The following is a 19,769-nucleotide window of genomic DNA, read 5'->3' on the forward strand; positions in this document are numbered from 1 at the left end:
GCTGCGGTAGCCACAACCTCCCTAAACCATCTAAACCTTCTCAACTTTTACAATAGTGTTTTAAACTCCTTACTCACCTGCTCCCCCGGAAAATACACCCGTTCCAAAAACAAACCAGCTGGTGGCGCGGTGTATTGAGCAGGCTCCTGGCTAGGCGCTTCGAGCCATTCTTTAAATTTGGCAGGATCCATCCGACCCGTGCCTACTTCCACCAGGGAACCCACAACTCGGCGCACCATTTTCCACAAAAAATGTGAAGCCACAATGTGCACAATGATCATGTCGCCTTTTTCTACCACCTTGAGCTGTTGCAATTCCACTTTGGAGCTTTTTTCAGTTCCTTTTTCATTGGAAAAAGACTTGAAGTCGTGGAAACCTACCAAGTGTGCAGCGGCCTGGTTCATAAGTTGCACATCCAAAGGGTCTTTGACCCACCACATGAAGTGTTTGCCAAAAGCGTTGCGGCGGCGCGAGATCTGGTAGATGTAGCTGCGCGCAATGGCGTCGTGACGGGCATGGAATTTTTGCGACACCGAATCCACACTAATGATGTTGACATCGTGGGGCAGCAGGTCATTCAGTTTTTGCCGAATCAAACGTACGGGCATTTTGGAGCTCACGTCCAGGTGCGCGACTTGACCGAGGGCATGCACCCCTGCGTCGGTGCGCCCGGAGCCATATACTTCTACCTTTTCGGTTTCAAATACTGTTTTTGCAGCTTTGATCAATAAGCCCTGAATGGAGCGGACATCTTCCTGGACTTGCCAACCTTTGAAGCGGCCACCATCGTATTCTAAAGTCAGTTTAAACTTTCCCATGCTGCAAAAATGCGGCGGGATTTAGAGGTTTTACAGCATTTAGCACTTTTTTTTACAAACAGCTTTTAAAAATGTGCATACCGCGTTCCATTTCTTCCTCATTTGCCGAAGCAAAACCAAGCCGGGTAACATTCAGATCGGGGGTATAATTGGAAGCGTCGGGAATGTACAAGCCTTTTTGCAGTAGTTTTTCGCGGATTTTACGCAGCGGGAATTCAGGATCAAACTGCGCCCAAACCGCCATACCGCCCATCGGTTTTTTAAACTCAACAATCGAACCCAGTTCTTGGGTCAACATGTCACAAAACAGGTTGCGGCGCAGCTGATAGGTCTTCTGGGCTTTTTTCAGGTGGCGTTTCATTTCCCCGTCCCGAAAGAGTGTGGCTGTAGCGGCTTCCAATAAATTGTCGCCTTGCCGATCCAGGATACGGCGCAAGCGGGCCAGATTTTCAATCACTTCGCTGGGCGCAGCCACGTAACCAATGCGCAAGGAGGGGGAAAAGGCTTTGCACAAGGAGCCTACGTACACCACGTGTCCGCCCGTGTCGGCACCCGCCAGCGGAAGGATCGGGTTGCTGTTGTAATGAAAATCGTAGTCGTAATCATCTTCCAGAATGCAAAAATTATATTGCTGGGCCAATTGCAAGAGGCGCAAGCGGCGTTCGGCGGGCATGGTCACCGTAGTAGGGTAGTGGTGGTGCGGGGTGACGTAGACGAGGCGCACGGCCTGTTCCTGGCACAATCGTTCGATGGCCTGCACATCAATGCCGTGCTCATCCACCGGGACCTGCAATAATTTAGCTCCTCTCCGCTGAAAAATCAGATTGGCTGAACCGTAAGATATGTTTCCTACGACCACCACATCCTGCGCCTGGACGAGCAACTGAGCCGTGAGGTAAATGGCCATGGTACTGCCACGGGTGATCAGGACATTGTCCAATTCGATGGGCAGGCCACGGGTTTCGCGCAAGTACTTGGTCATCTGTGTGCGCAGCGACAACTCGCCCAGGGTATCGCCATAAAAGAACAAATTTTTGCGGTAGCCTTGTTGCAGTGCCGTGCGGTAAGCGCGGTTGAGTGCATCCCAAGGGGCCAGGCGCACGTCCGGGAAGCCATCGTCAAAGGCCAGGCTGTTGCTGCCGCGCAAAACGGGTTTGCTCAGGCTTGGATCGACGTAAAAAGAGAAGCCAGCCTTGATCCGGGGGTTGGCGGCTGGACTAGCGCTCGGATTGAACCCCTGGACTTTGATTTCAGGCAGTTTTTGACTCACAAAAGTCCCCTTGGCCGCTTGAGTTTCGATCCAACCCTGAGCCAATAATTCATCGTAGGCTGCTACAACCGTTTGCCGATGCACCCCCAATACTTCCGCCAGTGCACGAGTCCCTGGCAATTGTGCACCTACTGGGATGGTGCCTTTGCGGATGTGCTCAGCGAGGCTATTGGAAATTTGGATAAAAACGGGAGCTTTAATTCCTTTGTCGATGTGGATGAGGGTAGCGAATGGCAGCATGATTGTAATGGTCTGTTCCGGTCAAAAATACAAATCTGGACTATCAATTTTTTGCAAACTGGTTATTTTTACTAGTCCTTTTTGTGTTATTTTTGCTCAAAATGAATTGACCATGTCATCCAATACCGAAAAACAGCCAGCCTTATTAGCCGATACGCCCAAACCACCCTATTACGCGGTCATTTTCAGCACCACCCGCACTGAAGGCGACAATGGTTATGGGGAAATGGCGGAAAAAATGGCCCAACTCGCGGCTACCATGCCGGGATACCTGGGCGTAGAAAGTACCCGGAATGAAATTGGCATCACCGTATCGTACTGGAAAGACCTGGAAAGCATCAAAAACTGGAAATACCAAATGGAGCATGTGGAGGCTCGGGACCTGGGGCGGGAGGTTTGGTACCAGTCGTATCGCTTGCGGATTGCGAAGGTGGAGCGGGATTATGGGTTTGAGCGGCGGTGAAGGGGGAGACTACTTTATCCGCATTATTCTTAGAAGTTTAGCACCTCGCCTTCGGCGATGAGCATCAACTGTATTTTAGCCACGAATTACACGAATTTTCAAAACAATTCCAAAGCGGCATAATTTTCACAAAGAAAGCACAAAGAAGCACAAAGGACACAAAGTTAGACGTTGACGACGCTTCGCTTTGTGTCCTTTGTGCCCTCTTTTTTTCCTTTGTGATAAAAAAATGTCGCTTTGGTAGTGTTTATGAAAAAATTCGGGATGACTCATGCTCACTCTACTAATTCTGCAATCTTATTTTTTGTGCCCAACAGCTCACTTTCTCCCTCAAATTCCCTAATCTTGTCCAAGAATCTCAAGCATTTATGGCCAATCCAGCCCAGCGGGCCACTATTTTTGATACAGTGATGGAATCCCTGCTCCTCCTGGCGGCGGCAGTCATTCTGGCATTTGCCTGTTTGATGGGTACCAAAATTGTGCCCTACTTTAGTTTTAACCCGCTCCAGGATTTTTTGGGTACCAAAACCGATCATGTTTTGGCCAAGCCCATCTTCCAGGTTTCTTTTTACATCCATATTGCCAGCAGTTGGGTAGTGATGACCACGGGTGCCTTGCAACTCATTCCAGCGGTGTACCGCAATTGGCCCAAGTTGCACCGCTGGACGGGACGGATTTATGCTGCGGTTATTCTGGTGCTGGCCTGCCCTTCGGGTTTGGGCTTGGCTATTTACGCCAATGGTGGTTTGGCCGCTAAAGTAGGATTTACGCTGCAATGTATCGTCTGGTGGTTTTTGACCCTGCAAGCCTGGCGTTATGCCCGCCTGGGGCAATGGGAAAAACACGCCAATGCCGTGCTGCGCAGTCTGGCCGTTACCCTGGCGGCGATGAGCTTGCGCACCGAAAGCTACTTTATGTTTTACTACCTGGGTACCAAACCCATCGAAACTTACCTGACGGTAACCTGGTTGTCTTGGGTAGGCAACCTCTTTATTGCTGAAATTTTGATTTTTTTGGGCTGGGGTCCCTATATGATCAAAAGAATGTTTCCTCCTTCATCGTTATACCATAAACCAATGTAAAATGAAAAAACACCTTTCTCAATTGACCTTCTTTGCAGTGGCCTTTGCGCTCTGCTTGTTTGGTTTGATGCAGTGCACCCAAAAGGCTGCCCAACAAACCGAAAAAGAAACCGAACCGACTCCACTGATGACGCACGCTGAAGGGGCTGATACTTTACGTTCGGAAGACATTGCCGAGAGCGAAATCAAACCCATCAACCTGAAATGGCTCAATTCAGCGGGCATGCACGGATTGTTGGATACTTTGGATTTGTCGGACATCGTAGTGAGCCACGATTGGGCGGAACTGGGTTTTTACGGCGAAGACCGCTACAAAATCGAGTTCTATTTCTCTGAAGTGACCAAGGATGAAAAAGACCCTTTCTTGTACCACATCGTAGGCAAAAACCGCCACAAGAAGGTGGTTTCCGAATTTAAAGGCACCTTGCACATTGATAGTTTGGCACAAATTTCCGACCCCAATCTCGATACTGAAGAAGTAGGCGATATGGGCGTACAACGCATCTATTCTGCCAATGGGAAATTCACCTTGGCCGAAGACAGCCTGAAAAAATACTCTGGTCGTTTTACCGGAAAGATGCAAATGGATTTTGCTTCCTACGACAAGGCACCAACCGAAACCTGGTTTTTCTCCGAAACCCCCAACCAGGGCAGCGGCATCCGCTACGATGGCCAATGGACGAGCTACAAAACGGGCAAATCCAAACCCGTGATCTGGTCCAAAGACCTCTTCCGCTTTGCCAACGACATCCTCAAAGATTTCTCCATCGGCGAACGCGACGTGGAAATCAATGAAAAATACCGCAAACTGGGCTGGGATAATTTTTGGGAAAATGAAGAATGGTGGGCGGAATCGAAGAAGGTGACGATGTAAGCAATCAGCTATGAGCTGTCAGCGATCAGCCATGGGCAGCCTCCGTTGGCTGATAGTTGACAGCTGATCGCTGACAGCTCATGGCTTATTTTTTCAGCAGATCCCGAATTTCCCCCAACAACTGCACTTCCGTTGGTGCGCCACTCACGGAGACCACTTCCTTCTTTTTTGCGGTATTGATTGTTTTGACGATGAAGAACATCACCGCCGAAACGACTATAAAATCGATACTTGCGGTTACAAACTCTCCCCAGGCGATTGCCACTTCGGGGCTATTGGACTTAGCTGCGCGAATGATGAATTTGTAATCGTTGAGGTTTATCCCTCCTGTCAGCAAGCCTACTAAAGGGGCAAACATTTTTTCCACAAAAGCAGTCACCACTTTGCCAAAGGCGGCACCCATCACAAAGGCAATAGCCGTTTCAATTAGATTGCCTTTAAGCGCAAATTCTTTAAATTCCTTCCACATAGTGTTCGATTGGTTTGATAAAAAAACCTAAATATCAGCACATTACTTATTGTTTAACCTCCAAACTACCATCTACCGCACTAAAGCGGATGTTGGAAAAATCCTGATTGGCCGTAAACCCGTGGCTGCGAATGGTATCCTTGGGGGTACTGACGACTACAAATCGATTGGTGGAAACCTGTTGATCCCGCTCGTTCCAAGTGAGTTCGGGCGATTCTAATTTTTTGCCATCCACACTTTTCCACACCACACTGTCCCGCACCAGGGTAATGCCTTTGAATTCGTAACGCACGGCGTACTTGGCGGTGAGTGTGCCTGCCAAGGCGCCGTAGGTATTGAAAAAATCAACTTTGATGCCTTTGATGAATTCCTGGCGGGGATCGTCGCTTACCAGGTGGCGCAGCATCACGGGCCCGCGAATGCGCACGCGGATCAAGGCGGAGTCGCTGTACAGCATGTCCACGTCTTGAATCCGCTCAACGGAGACGTCTTCTTTGGAAAAAACTTCCACTGCTTCGTCATTGCCTTTGCAGTTGTACAAGAGTATGCTGAGGATACTGAGGAAAAGAATGAGTGTGCGCATGGGTTGTGAAATGTTGGTAATGGATAGTTTGTTCATTTTTTAGCAAATATGATACCTCCCGAATTTTCAAAAACGCAACCGCGGGAGCGGTTAAATTCAGAATAGTCCCGGTCGTCCGGGGTTTTGGAGGATTCAGGTAGTTTCCACAACCGCGGTAGCGGTTGAACAAATCACCAGGAAATTCAACCGCTGCCGCGGTTGTAGCCATTTTCCTTGCATTTTTTCCCCGGACGACCGGGGCTATTCTGAATTCAATCGCTCCGCGATTATGTTCTCGAAAAAATCATCAGCATTCGGTATTATTCGGTACCAATGCTAGGATCGATGTTGAAACAGTTTTGCTGCCCCTATTTGTTTATTGACCCCCCAAGCCCTTCATTTTTTCCACCACCTCCGGCATACCCGGCTTCAACTTCAGCGCAGCCTGATAATCGACCACTGCGCCAGCATTATCACCCGTCATTTGTTTGGCCTGGCCACGGTTAAAAAAATGGTAAGGGTCTTGAGCATCTAATGAAATGGCTTTGCTGTAATCCGCCTGAGCCGCTTTATAATTGCCAATGAGCAAATAGGCATAGCCGCGAGCCCCGAAGTTGGCTGCTTTTTCCAGCAGCGAATTTTTGATGACAATATTCAGGTCGGTAATTGCTGCTTGCGGGTTTTTATTCAACAGCGCGATCGAGCGGTTGTAGCGCACGCTGACGTTGTTGGAGTCCAATTTCAGGGCTTCATTGAACATGCCAATGGCCTTGTCTATTTCGCCCCGGGTACCATAAGCATTACCTAGTCCTTCGTAAATGGATACGTTTTGGAAATTATTGCGCAGGGCAGCTTCGAAGTCAGCAATGGCCAGATCAATGCGGCCCGTTTTGCCGTAGTAATGACCACGAATTTTGCGGGGCTCGCCCGCATTGGGATACAATTTGATCACATTGGTCCAGAGCGTATCATGGTCTTGCCAGATGTCGACCTGCTCACGGGTACGGAGCATAAAAAAGACATTGAGCCCAGCAATGATACCCCATACCACATATTTGCTGGACGGGACTTTGTAGATCAATGCATTCAAGCCATAACCCAGCATAAAAAACAAACCGAAGTAAGGCAGATAGGTATACCGATCGGCCATGATCACTGCGCCTACCGAAATGACTTGCAGAACCAGGGCGATGCTGAACAAATAGAAGCCAAAACCAAAGAGGTAAATTTTGTTTTTGCGCGCATTCCAGAGGCTCCAGGCGCCTACGGCCAGAGTGAAAACCAAACCCAAGAGGTACACACCACTTTCGTTGCCTTGTTTGACTACATCCAGATTGGGATAAGGATAAAATGCCGATAAATTGAAAGGCAAAAACAACTTGACGATGTACATCATAAAACCATAACCTGCAAACTTGAGGCGTTGGAAAAAACTAAACACTTCAAAATCAGCCAGCGCATCATTTTTTTCTACCATGCCAAATGCCCCATAAAAACTGCCCCCATCCTGTACATCCAGGGCAATGAGGCCAAACAGCACAGCCAGCGCGATAAAAGGAATTTTTTCTAAAATACTCCCCACGCTCAACAGTTTCCGCCCCTGCCAATAGTCGAGCAAAAAGAGGATCGGCACCAGCGAAACCGCCATCGCCTTCGACAAACAAGACAGCAAAAAAGCAATCAGCGCCAGTCCCCACCAGAGGCCAATTTTCCCTTTGTCCAAATGTTTCAAATACGCCAAAACCGCCAGTAAAAAGAAAAACACGTACAACACATCCTTACGCTCGGATACCCAGGCTACCGACTCCACGTGCATGGGATGCAGGCCAAAGCCTAATGCTGACACCAGCGCAATCAGCACGTTGCGCTTGCTCAAGGCAAAGGCAAAGAAAAAGACCAAAGCGGTATTGATTGCATGAAAAACGAGATTGAAAGCGATGTAAGAACGAGCACTTTCAATGCCAGAGTTGGCCGCATTCCACCACAAGGTCGCCATCGTCAGCGGGTGGTAGTTCAAGGACACCACCGAGCGCATCAGTGCATTCAGGTTTTCCGAATTGGCGGGATTGAGGTAAGGATTTTCGGTGACATAGGTGGGGTCATCCCAGTCGACAAACTGGTTGTCCAAAGCGCGGGAGTAGGCAATAAAAATCAAAACTGCCAGCAGGGCTATCCAAAGCCAGGTCTGCGACTTGGTGCTTGACGTAGAGACGGGATTAATCGTATCTCTACGTTCAGCCGTTGGTTTAGCGTTAGGCAGAGTGGGGCGTTTTGGGTAAGGCTTTTTTTTAGGTTTGGACATGGTGGCGCTGTTTTGCGCGGTGAAAATACAAAGTGAAAAGTGAAAAGTGAAAAGTGAAAAACAGGTACCCCATTAGGATTCCACCTTTTGGTGTATTTTTTTCACTTTTCACTTTTCACTTATTTCGTCCACGCCGTATACCCCCCATCCAAATTGTAAATTTTTTTAAAGCCCATTTCTTTTAAGTAGTTGGCGGCCCGGGCACTGCGAATGCCGGATAGGCAATACACCGCTACGGGGCGTTTTTTATCCAGTTTGGCAGCCATGGTTTTGAATTCGGTATTTTTGACGTCAATGTTTAGGGCTCCCTCAATACTTCCAGCGCTGAATTCAGCAGGCGTACGTGCATCCACCAATTGTACTTTTTTGGATTGGATGGTTTTTTTGAAGGTAGCCACGTCTTGGGTGATGATGCCAGTGGATTGAGCTTGTACACAAGAAGTCAAACTGATGAGAAGAAACAGCGAAAGTATTGCTTTCATGGTGTATTGTTTTTGATGTTACAGAAATTCCGGGCGGTATTCAAAATGCATGGAATCATAATGATACCACTTACCCCCCCAGATGAAACCGTGTTTTTCAAATACCTCAACAACTTGCTTGGGGATACTGTTTTTGTAACCCAACTTAGCGTCTTCATTGGTGCATTTGCAATCCCATTGCCAATAGTGGGAGTATTTCACGTTGATGTCGATGGTCATGCCAAAGCTGTGCATGCTCAGGCGATTGGTGCCTTTGATGACCCGCCAAAGGAAGCTGCCGCCGGGGTTTTCGAGGTATTGTTTCAGGCCAGGGAGTTTGTCGAGTTCAGCGGAAATGGCTTCCAGTTTTTTGTCCACGCCGTTCACCTTGGTCACCAAAATTTTGGTGCCGATGGTTTTGGGTAACCACACGATTTCACGCAAATTGGCGCGTACTTCCTCTTGGGTATTGCCGTACATTTTCATGTAGAAGGGCATAAAGCGAATGCGGCCGGGGTCGTTGTTGACAGGCAGGCCATCCTTACCCGGGAATTTTGAAGGATAATCGAAGCGAAACTGGTCTTCCAAATCCGGCTGATCGAGCAATTCCTGGAAACTTTTATTTTTTTTGCCATCGTCGTAGCTGAACACGGTGCCGTCTTTCAGCGTAATGCTGTTGGCGTCGGCTTTGGCGATGAAGTCGGGGTAGGCTTTTTGGAGGCGTTGGATGCCTGCGGGGAGCTCGGGTGGGGTGGGGAAGGTCCAGAAAAAGGAGATGAGGAGAAAGAGAATTGGCATGGGCGAATTTTTTACAAAAATAGCGGAAAGTGGAAGATATTATTGTGAAGTAACGCACAAATGTAGGGGCAAGCCTATGTGGTTGCCCTGCATGATGTCATCGTGGTCATCGTTGATGACCATCAACGGTGACCACGATGACCATCGCCAATCGGGCAACCGCAAGGGTTGCCCCTACACCGCATCAAACACCTTATCCTGCCCCCATCTTTCCGACAATAACTTAAAAAACGCAGGCCGATAGCTCTGCCCAATCGGAATTTCGTGTTTGCCGATGCTCACCTGATGCCGCTCAACTACATTCAAATGCCGCAGCGAAATGATGTACGACTTATGGATTTTGCAGAAAAAATCGGGTAAGATTTCCTGTACGTCCTGCATGTTTTGCCGACTGAGGATTTTGCGATCCTGGGTGTGGAAAACCACGTAGTTTTCACTTTTTTCTAAAAACAACACCTCTTCCCAGTTGAGGCGGTAGAGTTTGGGGCCACTTTTGATGAAAATTTCTTGAGCAGCTGGGCTATTCTCGACGCTCGGATTGGTATTGACTGGAGCTTCTTTACAACGGCTACAAGCCTGCAAAAAACGTTCAAAAGTGATCGGTTTGACCAGATAATCCAGCGCCTCCAATTCGTAACTGGCCACTGCGTATTCGGAGTAAGCCGTAGTGAAAATGACCTTGGGCTTGTCGGGCAAGGCGCGGTAAAACTCCACCCCAGAAATCTGCGGCATGTGGATGTCCAACAGCAGCAAGTCGACGGGATGGCTCTGCAAAAAAGCCAGGGCTTCCAGCGGATTGCGGTATGTCCCTACACACTTCAGCCAGGGCATACGGTTGACGTAATTGCTCAGCAGCTCAATGGCCTTGGGTTCATCGTCGATGATCAGTACTTCTTTCATTCGTCCAGGCTAAGGCTAAGGTGGATGGAGAAATAGTCCGCTTCGTCCACAATCCGCAGGGTATGTCGATCCGGGTACAGGAGCGCCAGGCGTTTGCGGACGTTTTCCAGCCCAATACCCTCCTGATTCAGTGAAGTAGACACCTGTTTGGTATTTTTGGTGTTGAAATACAACATTCGCCCTTCCACCGTCACTTCAATTTTGACCATCGACTGTTTGGTTACATCAATGCCGTGTTTGAGGGCATTTTCTACAAAGGGAATCAAAATGGCCGGAGCAATCATTTTGCCGTCCATATCACCTTGGGTATTGAGGCTGATGATCACGTCGTCGTCGTCGCTGAGGCGCAGGTGCTGAATTTCGATGAAGCCGCCAATCTGGTCAACCTCACGGCGCAAGGGTACTTTTTCAGCGTTGGTTTCGTAAGTCAGGTAGCGCATCAAGCCAGCCAGCGAAGCGATGCTTTGCCCCAATTCCTCTTGATTTTTTTCCACCGCCAGGGCGTACAAACTATTGAGGATATTGAATAAAAAATGCGGATTGACCTGGGCCTTGAGGAAAGCCAACTCTGTCGCCTGTTTCTCGGCGGCCAGTTTGCGCGTGGTCATTTCCGTTTCGTGCCAGATGCGGGAAAAGCGAATCACCGCCGCAAAGAGCATGACGGAGAGGAACACGAAGAGGTTTTGCAGGTTGGGCAGGTAGTAAAAAAAGTAAAAATTGTACCCCAAATCCTCCATAAACTCGGAGAAGACCCACAACAACATCCAGGAGCGATCCAAAAGCCAATGTACCACAACCAACAAACTAAACAGTCCCCCATAAGCCAGGTAATTGCGCTGCTTGACCAGGTAACGGGGGATCAAAAAGTAGTTGTTGAAATAGGTGGCAGCCATGAGCAAAGGCAGGCGAAACAAACTGGCCCAGGCGATATTCGAGAATTCGCAATCCATGTTCATCCACAAAATGGTTGTCCACAACCAGATGATGGCCCAAAAAAGGATGTGTTTGGCGATTCTCTTAATCATGATTCAAAGGTAAGGATTTGGGGCTATACACCGCAATATCTGCAATCAATGTAGGCTTTTTGAAGCCAAAAACGACAAAAATGTGATTCTTGCATCAAATCGCTGAAAAAACCAAAATATGGCATTTCAGGCCCCGATCTGAGGGTTTGACCACAAAAAAAATACCGCAAAAAAAATGATTTTAGTTTTGTTTCAAGAAATCACCTGAATACCATACCAGCAAGTTTTCATATTCATCCAAACTTCGTAGCGCTCCCACTGGGGCGCTTTTTTTTTGCCACAAAAAAGGCTGACCCAAGATGGATCAGCCCAGCATATTACACTCTTAAAGACAATTGTTTATGAAGATCGATAAGCAATCGAATGGTAATTTTTGATGTGTGGCCCCAGAAATACCCGAGCATAAATCCGCATAATCGCCAAACCATCAATAACGAAGCTCAAAGCCACAAAGGCTGCCAGAACGATCTGGTTTTCATGGATGTGGCTGAATATCAAATCTTCCCCAATAAATGTAGGTGTGATCGGGAAACCTGACAACGCCAAACACGCAATCAGGAAGAGCATCGCAGCGGTGGGATGCTCGTATACGTGACCATGAAAACGATCCAAACTGACCATCTCGGTCTTTTTTAGCCAGTTGAGCACCACAAAGCCGCCGATCCCCGCAACAATCACGCCACTCAGGTAGATGTAAACCTGAAAAAAGTCGAAGTGCTCGTTGTACGATACGGACAGGGCAATGAATCCGTGATTAAGTACCACCAGAACCCAGCTCAAGCGGGCATGAATCCGCTCGGAAAAAGCTTTCAAAGCCAAAATCAAACCGATCAAACCAAACACCGCTGGCAAATATGCGTGGGCAAAAGGGGTGATTTTGTCTTCGGCAAAACGCAAGAAGTACAAGCCGATAAAATACGTCGGCAAAATGAACCACCACAGGGAGGATAAGGTGATAAAATCCAATCGTTTACCCAGTTTTTTCAGCGGGTTCCACAAGTATTGGTACATGGCTGCGTCCAGATTCCACTCTTTCAGACAGAGGACGTACAGGGTGTATTCCAGTTTGTTGGACAAAAATTTCCCCTCAAAGGATTTCTGACGGGGCACAAATTTGTAAAACTGTTCTTTGATCAAATAACTCACCAAGGAAGGTGAAACCAGCAGTTGATAGGTGCGCAAAAAGGCATTACCCGCAAAGTGAACCAATGCCAGAGTGTGCCAGCCAGCCGCTACTTCAATAAAAATCAAACCAATTTGAGCAATGGAAGCGTACGCCAATTGGCTTTTTACCGAAGATTGCACCCGGGCAATGCCAATGGACAGAATGGTGGTACTCAAACCCAACAAGGCAATGATCACCCTCACCGAAAACTGATGTTCCCAAAACGGATGAGTGCGCAGCAGCAAAAACACCCCCAAATGCACCGACAACGAGCCATAAAAGATGGCACTGGAAGGGGTTGGCCCCTCCATCGCCCGCGGCAACCAGGAAGAAAAGGGCAACTGCGCCGATTTAGCTGCGGCCGTCATCAAAATCATCAGCGAAATAAACACCCCAATCCAAGTGTGGGATTGCAATTGAGCACTCACCAACTCGGCATTTTGTAGTTTTTGAAAAGTAATGCTTTCGTTCCAAAGGTGATGGCTCATCCACATCGCCAACAATAACCCAACATCGCCAATGCGGTAAATCGAGAAAATTTTCACCGCGTTTTTGACGGGCAAATAGCGGTTGCGGTAAAAGGCGATCAACAGGAAAGAGGTGATTCCCAAAATTTCCCAGCCGATGAACAGGGTTTCAAAATTATTGGCCATCACCGTGATGTTGTACCCGATGTAAAAAAACAGAATGGTATTGAAGTAACGTTTGTACCCCGACTCCCGGTGCAAGTAGTAGCTGCTGTAAATGGTCACGAGCATGGTCAGATAAGCCCCAGTGAGCAAATAAGTCGCCGTGATCAGATCGAACATGAGGATAAAATTGAACTGGAAATGCGCCGAGTTAAACAGGTTAATGCTCTGGCTTTGCTGAATTTCGTGCTGGTGCAACCACCAATAAATCGTGTAAGCAAAAACCAGCAGTGTGTGCAAGCCCATGCTCAAATAGACCACTCTGGACAGGGTGTTTTCTTTTTTGGCGGGTACCAACAAACTCACACAAAACCCGATCACCGGGAGCAGCACAAATAGTGGAAGCAATTGATTCATGGGATTAGTCTTGTGTAATGAGGTAAACAGGTAAGTTCTCCGTGTTGGTTTCAATCAAAGATTTGAGGTCATGCAACAGGGGAAGGTCCTTTTGCAAGGTGTGGTATGGCTCAAAATGCCCGGATTTGAAGCGGTACAGCTCCTGGGTTTCGGGATGAACCGCTACCAGATTGATCCAGTTGTTGATGAACCATTCGTAGGTGGCGGCGGAGCGCTGAATACTTTTTGCCACTACCTCTGGATCGTGTTCAACGATCATCAGCAGGCGCAAAGGATCGTGTACCTCCGTCATCTGAGTGGGCAAGCCGGGTCGCAAATCGCCGTCAATCCCGTTCGCTACCCCAAACAAACCCATGACGTTGTGCGGTAATTTAGAGCCTGCGCCCAGTTTCTGTTCATCTACCCGCGAGAAGAAATATTCCATGTTGATTCCTCCACAAACGGGCGCAGCCGCATTGAGGATGGTGGACAAATAGATGCCTTCCGGGTCGATTGTATAGTCGTAGGAATTGAGAAAAGAGCGCCGATCCAAAAACAGCCCCTTGGATAGGTACCGCCGGCCGATGATGCACAAGGCGTTGGTGGCGTGGTTGAGTTCGGGGCGGGGCTCAAAGAGGGATACCGAGCGGCGCAGTACTTTTTCGTGCACCTTGAGCGCAGACTGCTGGGTATCCACCGCATAAAAACGCCGGGAACGTTCCTTGGCATTGTAATCGAGGGCCTTTTCGAAGATGACCTCGTTTTGAGTATGCAGCTCAAAATTATGTGCAGGTAAGGAAAACTCGTCGTAAAAAACAATTTCATCCCGGGTGGTGTCGTGCAGCGCCCCTACAAATTGAGTCTCGACTGGAATCTTCAGCCCTTTCACGACCAAGCGCTGGCGCACCTCGGGGTGGTTGGCCATGTAACTGAATACACGGGCGTTCACGGATCCGGCGCGCCCACTACATGCCCCACAGTCGTAAGCCGCGTAATAGGGGTTGTTGACACTGCTGGCACCGTGCCCAACGATGTAGACCAGCGGCGCAAAATCTTTCACCAGCCCAATGCTGTGGAGCACGGTTTCCACCCGGGCCACCATTTCCTCAATGCTGTAACCCACTTGCAAGTCGTTCACTTTTTCAGGGTGTTCGCCGCACTCAATGCTCAATTTGGAGTACTTGTCCATGTGTTTGAGCGAAGATGCAGTAGCCGGGCTCATGGTAGGACGGATTATGTTGAAAAACAGCCGTATCGCTGCCCAAAATCCCAGGGTTTGGGAGATCAACCAACCGCCTACCGATGAGTGAGATTGTTTGAGCAAATGGACATCCAATTCCAGGCGACTGCTGGATTCTTCTTCCCGAATCAGGTATTTGGGGTGCATGGGGGCGGGGCAGGATTTGGTAAAAAACTTCCCACCTTGGGGCTGAAAATAAAATTCAACACCAAAAAAGCCCGGAGTGCCAAAGGTTTCACATTCAGGGTCGAACGATTCCAGGTAGCGGCGCAAAGAGCATTCCCGATCATCGATGCAAAAAACCGCTTGGAAACTTTTGGATGGGATGTTTCTTGTATCGACTTTTTCCAGTTGAATGCCCGCCAAAACCTGGTCGTAATACGTCCACTCAAATGCTTCTTGCCAGATGTTGAGCACCTCGGAGCGTTCGGAGTAGTCAATTTTATCAAAAAGAGCCTGGGGCTGCACGTTGATCTTTTCACCCATGGGGACCCAATCGTTGCCAAGCACAAAATCCAGGGTGTCGATTTCCAACAACAATTCAAAAATGATTAAATCGTGTAAGCTGATCCTGCGGGTGTCCAGTAGGGTATGGGGATGCTCCTCAATGGTCGCAACCATACCCGACCAGCCTTGGTGGGCAAACTGTTGATCGAAGAGGTAATGCTCATACAGGTTTTCGTCGCCAATCAGCAAGTGCAACAGATCGCTGATTTCACACTTGGTGTTCAGCAACAAATCCTTGGCTCGTTTGCGCCGAAAAATGCTGATGTCGCTGTGTTTTTCCAGTCGCCGCAAAGCAGATAAAAAGCCTTTTTCATTCACCGGGAAATGCCACATGGAAATGCCCTGATCCAAAAAGCTGCACAATATGCGGAAGAGCAGCGGGTGCATTAGCGAATCCATGTCCAGGTTGTACTGGGTTTTCCAGTGGCTGCGCAAGGTGCCAATGCGGGGGCTAGTTTCTTTGCGGTAATTGTGGTGCAAGGCTTTTTTTAACCATTCTTTCAGCTGGTCTGCCCCTTTCCGCTCAGTAATCACCCGGTCCAGGACTTGCGGATTGATGCGCTCTGCCGTGTACAAGTCGCGAAACTCCTGCATCGACAGCGTGACTTTGTACCCAAAAATGGTCGCTGCCTTTTGGGTGCCTGCACTAAAATCCAAATGTTGGAAAGCGTGTAAGGTATTGTGGTGCACAAAGTCCATTAAGGGCGCTTGTGCCGGGAGGTAATGTTTGAGCTCGTGTAAAACGTGCTGTACGTCAAAGCCCCTCGATAAATCAATGGATTGACTCATGGATGAAATCTTAAAGTTGTTGTGGGTGCTTTTAGTTGGGTTAAAGTACGAAAAAACCATGCTCCGTGCTTGGTTTTGTTTTTGTGTTGATTGAAGGCAAAGGTATTGGCTAAAAAGCGCGGGAGGCAAATTTGTAGTGTGGAAAAAGGGTCGAAGCGGGCAAATTCGGGGGTCGAAGTTGGGGGCGGGGATAACTTACAAGATTTTTTGGGTGGCAAGAAATAATAATGATAATTGCTCACAGCCTCGCTGCTCAACCAAAGCGGCAGGATGGCAAAACGGATGAAACGGACTAAACGGATGAGAACGGATTTTTTTCCGCCTGTAGCTTCGAGCGCTAAGCGATAATATATAGTTGCCACCGCTACGCGGTTCAAATTCTTTTACTTGCTTTTGACTATAAACCGGGCCACCACTCACGCGGTTTTTCGCAGTATCTAAGGGCGATAGCCCTGGCCCGGTTTATAGCTGAGCCGCTTGGAAGGATTTTTGAACCGCGTAGCGGTGGCTACTATATTACTTTTTATCACTCTTAGCTATCGGGGTTGAAACAGCGCTCACTTTAGAACCAATCGACCTTGTCTTCCAGGGGTCGGGGTTCTGAGACTCCAGTAAAACGCTCAATATCAACCACAAATCTAATTTGGGGGATTTGTAGGTAATTGACAGTCCTAATTCATCGAAAACACCTTCTCCTTCCGCTCCCCAATCTGTTGCCGCCACATTGCATAATACAGCCCTTTTTCAGCAAGCAGTTGATCATGAGACCCCGTCTCCACAATGTCGCCTTTTTCCAGCACGAAGATGCGATCGGCATGGAGGATGGTGCTGAGGCGGTGGGCGATGAGCAGGGTGATCTGGCGGCCTTCAGCGCTGATTTCCCGGATGGTATCGGTGATTTCCTCCTCAGTGAGGGAGTCGAGGGCGGAAGTGGCTTCGTCGAACAGGAGGAGTTTGGGGATGCGCAGCAAGGCACGGGCGATCGAGATGCGCTGTTTTTCGCCGCCAGAAAGTTTGAGGCCGCCTTCACCGATGGTGGTATCGAGGCCCTTTTCGGCACGAGCCAGCAGGGTATTGCAAGAGGCTTTGGTGAGTGCCGATTGTAGGTCCGCTTCGGTGGCGCTGGGGTTCACGAAGAGCAGGTTTTCCCGGATGGTGCCGGAGAAGAGCTGCGTGTCTTGCGTGACGAAACCGATTTGGCGGCGCAGGTCGTCGAAGTGGATGGATTTTTCATCGAGGCCGTTGTAGAAGATGCTACCACTCTGAGGGCGGTACAAGCCGACGAGGAGTTTCATTAGGGTAGTTTTGCCGCTGCCACTGGGGCCGACGAAGGCAATGGTTTCGCCAGTTTTCACCTGAAAACTGATGTCGTTGAGGGCATTTTGCTGCGCCGATTGGTGGCGGAAGCCCACGTTACGGAACTCCAGCGTTTCGATGTCACCCAGGTGCTTGGGGTGGGCTGGCTCAGACTCGGGCTGCTTTTGCATCAGCGTCTCAAAGTTGTTGAGCGATGCCTCGGCTTCCCGGTAACTGAGGATGATGTTGCCAATTTCCTGCAAGGGACCAAAGATGAAAAACGAAAAAATCTGCATGGTCACGATTTCGCCCGGTGCCAATTGGCCCTTGTACACCAGCCACATGAGCATAAACAGGATGAGCTGCCGCAGGGTGTTGACAAAGGTGCCCTGCACGAAACTGATGCTGCGGATGCGCTTCACCTTGGTGAGTTCCAGCTTGAGGATGCTGAAGGTGTTTTTATTGAGCCGCTCGACCTCTTGTTTGGTCAGACCGAGGCTTTTCATCAGCTCGATGTTGCGCAGCGACTCGGTGGTGGCACCAGCCAGCGAGGTGGTCTGTTTGACAATGATCTTCTGAATGGCCTTCACTTTTTTGCTCAGCAGATTGGACACCCAAGTGAGTAAAAAATGCCACCGAAGTAGATTGCGGGCAAACTCCAGTGCTTGTTGAACGCATACAGCGCCACAAATACGATGCCCACGATGACGGGAAACAGCACGTTGATGAAGGTGGAAATGAACTTCTCCGTGTCGGTACGCACCTTTTGGAGGATGCCCAGGGTTTCGCCGCTGCGCTGCTCTTCAAACTCCTGGTAAGGCAGTTTCATCGCGTGCTGCAAGCCGTCGGTGAAGATGGTGGCCCCGAATTTTTGGGTGATGAGGTTGAGGAAATAATCTTGAAACGCCTTGGCAATGCGGCTGATCATGGCCACCGAAATGGAGCCGATAAGCAGCCACATGAGACCATACACCATCACATTTTTCCCGGCCTGGTCGGTGATGTTTTCGTTGATGAACAGGAAGCGCTGCCAGTCGAACGCGCCCGGCGGCGTGGACGACACCTGGTGGTTGGAAGCCAGGGTGACCAACTTCCCAAAGATGATGGGTTCAATCAGCGAAAACCCGATGTTGATGGCGGCCAGGAACAGTACCAATAGGACGAGCCAACGATAGGGGGCGAAGTAGCGGAAAAGTAGTTTCATGTTGTAGGTGGTGCGCCTGAATGGAGGCAAGGCTGCCGGCATTCAGAGAGGTGTTCAAGTTGGTGAAAAGAAGATAAACACTTTTTGGGTTAGTCTGGTTTCAAGGGGGAAGTTGAAGGGAATTTATTATTGCTTTGGCGGCTTCAGTTTTTTAAAATCATTCTCCAACTCTTGCAGGTTTTGCTCTTTTTCTACAGCTTTTTGGGCAAGCTTGTACTTTTCATACTCCTCGCCCGATTTCTGCAAAGCCATTTCGTAGCTGATTTTGCCTGCATGCGTGAGCAAGTCCCGGCCATTGAGTTGTAGAATGGCATCCAAACGGGCAATCCAATCCTTCATGTACATGGGAGTACGCTGCTGCGCCATGGTTTCGGCAAAGGCAAGGTACTGTTCTACCAAAAGCCCCAGTAGTTTGATTTCATCCTCACTCAGGTAGTTCTTGGCGGTACTTACTTCCGACTTTTTAATGGTGTTATTGTCCTGCTTGTCGTAAGACTGCATGCCCAACCAAGGCAAGGTAGCATCTACCCTGCGGTACACCAACTCGGCTGCCGTTTGCTGGCTGATGGCCCAAAGCAATTTATTTTGGATCACTTTGAAAAATTCAAGGGTCTTCTCGTCTTTGGGATCATAGTCAATGCTGGTGGTGTAGATGTCTTTGATTTTCTGATAAAAAAAGCGCTCCGAGAGGCGGATTTCGCGAATGCGCTCCTGCAGTTCGCTGAAGTAGTTCATCGAAGTACCCGACTTGAAGCGCTCGTCATTCAGGGCAAAACCTTTGATGATGTACTCCTTGAGTCGTTGGGTAGCCCAAATGCGGAATTGGGTGCCTTGAGGGGATTTTACGCGATAGCCGACGGAGATGATGACGTCTAGGTTGTAGTGCTGGATATCATAGTTTTTACCGTCAGCGGCAGTTATCCGGAAATTCCGGACAACTGAATTTTCTTCCAGTTCGCCTTCTTTGAAGATATTGCCGATGTGTTCAGAAATCGTTCGTTTGTCTTTTCCAAAAAGCTGCGCCATTTGTAACTGTGTAAGCCACACTGTTTCATCCTCTAGCCGCACATCGATTTTGATGTGGCCGTTTTGGTTTTGATAGATGAGGATTTCGCTGGTGTTCATTTGGTGTATTTTCTTTAGACCTTTCAGCTATGAAGCGGGGCCAAACAAAGATAATATGTTTTTAAAAATAAAATAAATTAATTTTTTGTGTTTTTAAATACCTGGTGACCTGTTGCAGAAGCGAAAAGCAATTTAAGAAATAGTAAGGTATAGC

Annotated in this window: 15 protein-coding genes and 1 pseudogene; 3 read left to right on the forward strand and 13 right to left on the reverse strand. The window is 48.7% G+C overall.

What is annotated here, in order from left to right:
- Nucleotides 1-47: 47 nt before the first annotated feature.
- The gene (truA, locus tag ACEW9O_RS10325) at nucleotides 48-818 is read right to left on the reverse strand and encodes a tRNA pseudouridine(38-40) synthase TruA (RefSeq protein WP_373550080.1); all 771 of its coding nucleotides are present in this window, start codon (nucleotides 816-818) and stop codon (nucleotides 48-50) included.
- 52 nt (nucleotides 819-870) lie between these two features.
- The gene (locus ACEW9O_RS10330) at nucleotides 871-2,328 is read right to left on the reverse strand and encodes a PLP-dependent aminotransferase family protein (RefSeq protein WP_373550081.1); all 1,458 of its coding nucleotides are present in this window, start codon (nucleotides 2,326-2,328) and stop codon (nucleotides 871-873) included.
- 112 nt (nucleotides 2,329-2,440) lie between these two features.
- Between ACEW9O_RS10330 and ACEW9O_RS10335 the strand changes: the two genes are divergently transcribed.
- The 3 genes from ACEW9O_RS10335 to ACEW9O_RS10345 all read left to right on the forward strand — a co-directional run bounded on the left by ACEW9O_RS10335 (nucleotide 2,441) and on the right by ACEW9O_RS10345 (nucleotide 4,747).
- On the forward strand, nucleotides 2,441-2,791 hold the full coding sequence (locus ACEW9O_RS10335; RefSeq protein WP_373550082.1) for an antibiotic biosynthesis monooxygenase: 351 nt from the start codon (nucleotides 2,441-2,443) through the stop codon (nucleotides 2,789-2,791).
- Nucleotides 2,792-3,159: 368 nt separating this feature from the next.
- Nucleotides 3,160-3,873 (forward strand): DUF2306 domain-containing protein, encoded by a 714-nt coding sequence (locus ACEW9O_RS10340; protein ID WP_373550083.1) that lies wholly within the window; start codon nucleotides 3,160-3,162, stop codon nucleotides 3,871-3,873.
- Nucleotide 3,874: 1 nt separating this feature from the next.
- On the forward strand, nucleotides 3,875-4,747 hold the full coding sequence (locus ACEW9O_RS10345) for a hypothetical protein (RefSeq protein ID WP_373550084.1): 873 nt from the start codon (nucleotides 3,875-3,877) through the stop codon (nucleotides 4,745-4,747).
- A gap of 85 nt (nucleotides 4,748-4,832) precedes the next feature.
- On the opposite strand, the gene mscL is transcribed toward ACEW9O_RS10345, so the two are convergent.
- The 11 genes and pseudogenes from mscL to ACEW9O_RS10400 all read right to left on the reverse strand — a co-directional run bounded on the left by mscL (nucleotide 4,833) and on the right by ACEW9O_RS10400 (nucleotide 19,615).
- Nucleotides 4,833-5,216, reverse strand: coding sequence for a large conductance mechanosensitive channel protein MscL (gene mscL, locus ACEW9O_RS10350; protein WP_373550085.1), 384 nt, complete (start codon nucleotides 5,214-5,216; stop codon nucleotides 4,833-4,835).
- 46 nt (nucleotides 5,217-5,262) lie between these two features.
- Entirely contained in the window at nucleotides 5,263-5,835 is a 573-nt protein-coding gene (locus ACEW9O_RS10355; RefSeq protein WP_373550086.1) for a hypothetical protein, read from the reverse strand.
- A gap of 319 nt (nucleotides 5,836-6,154) precedes the next feature.
- Entirely contained in the window at nucleotides 6,155-8,080 is a 1,926-nt protein-coding gene (locus tag ACEW9O_RS10360) for a tetratricopeptide repeat protein (protein ID WP_373550087.1), read from the reverse strand.
- A gap of 119 nt (nucleotides 8,081-8,199) precedes the next feature.
- Nucleotides 8,200-8,562: a rhodanese-like domain-containing protein gene (locus ACEW9O_RS10365; protein WP_373550088.1), complete on the reverse strand. Its 363-nt coding sequence runs from the start codon at nucleotides 8,560-8,562 to the stop codon at nucleotides 8,200-8,202.
- Nucleotides 8,563-8,580: 18 nt separating this feature from the next.
- Nucleotides 8,581-9,339, reverse strand: a complete 759-nt coding sequence (locus tag ACEW9O_RS10370) for a M15 family metallopeptidase (RefSeq protein ID WP_373550089.1) — start codon at nucleotides 9,337-9,339, stop codon at nucleotides 8,581-8,583.
- A gap of 174 nt (nucleotides 9,340-9,513) precedes the next feature.
- Nucleotides 9,514-10,239, reverse strand: coding sequence for a LytR/AlgR family response regulator transcription factor (locus tag ACEW9O_RS10375; RefSeq protein WP_373550090.1), 726 nt, complete (start codon nucleotides 10,237-10,239; stop codon nucleotides 9,514-9,516).
- On the reverse strand, nucleotides 10,236-11,264 hold the full coding sequence (locus tag ACEW9O_RS10380) for a sensor histidine kinase (RefSeq protein WP_373550091.1): 1,029 nt from the start codon (nucleotides 11,262-11,264) through the stop codon (nucleotides 10,236-10,238). Before ACEW9O_RS10380 ends, ACEW9O_RS10375 begins: the two co-directional genes overlap by 4 nt.
- A 339-nt stretch (nucleotides 11,265-11,603) precedes the next feature.
- Nucleotides 11,604-13,475, reverse strand: coding sequence for a proton-conducting transporter membrane subunit (locus ACEW9O_RS10385; RefSeq protein WP_373550092.1), 1,872 nt, complete (start codon nucleotides 13,473-13,475; stop codon nucleotides 11,604-11,606).
- A gap of 4 nt (nucleotides 13,476-13,479) precedes the next feature.
- Entirely contained in the window at nucleotides 13,480-15,990 is a 2,511-nt protein-coding gene (locus ACEW9O_RS10390) for a YbcC family protein (protein WP_373550093.1), read from the reverse strand.
- Between the two features lie 671 nt (nucleotides 15,991-16,661).
- Nucleotides 16,662-18,490: pseudogene (locus ACEW9O_RS10395) on the reverse strand (ABC transporter ATP-binding protein).
- A gap of 126 nt (nucleotides 18,491-18,616) precedes the next feature.
- Nucleotides 18,617-19,615, reverse strand: a complete 999-nt coding sequence (locus ACEW9O_RS10400; protein WP_373550094.1) for a virulence RhuM family protein — start codon at nucleotides 19,613-19,615, stop codon at nucleotides 18,617-18,619.
- Nucleotides 19,616-19,769: the final 154 nt, after the last annotated feature.

The sequence above is a fragment of the Haliscomenobacter sp. genome (genome assembly GCF_041740695.1).
In the GTDB taxonomy this organism is placed as follows: Bacteria; Bacteroidota; Bacteroidia; order Chitinophagales; family Saprospiraceae; genus Haliscomenobacter.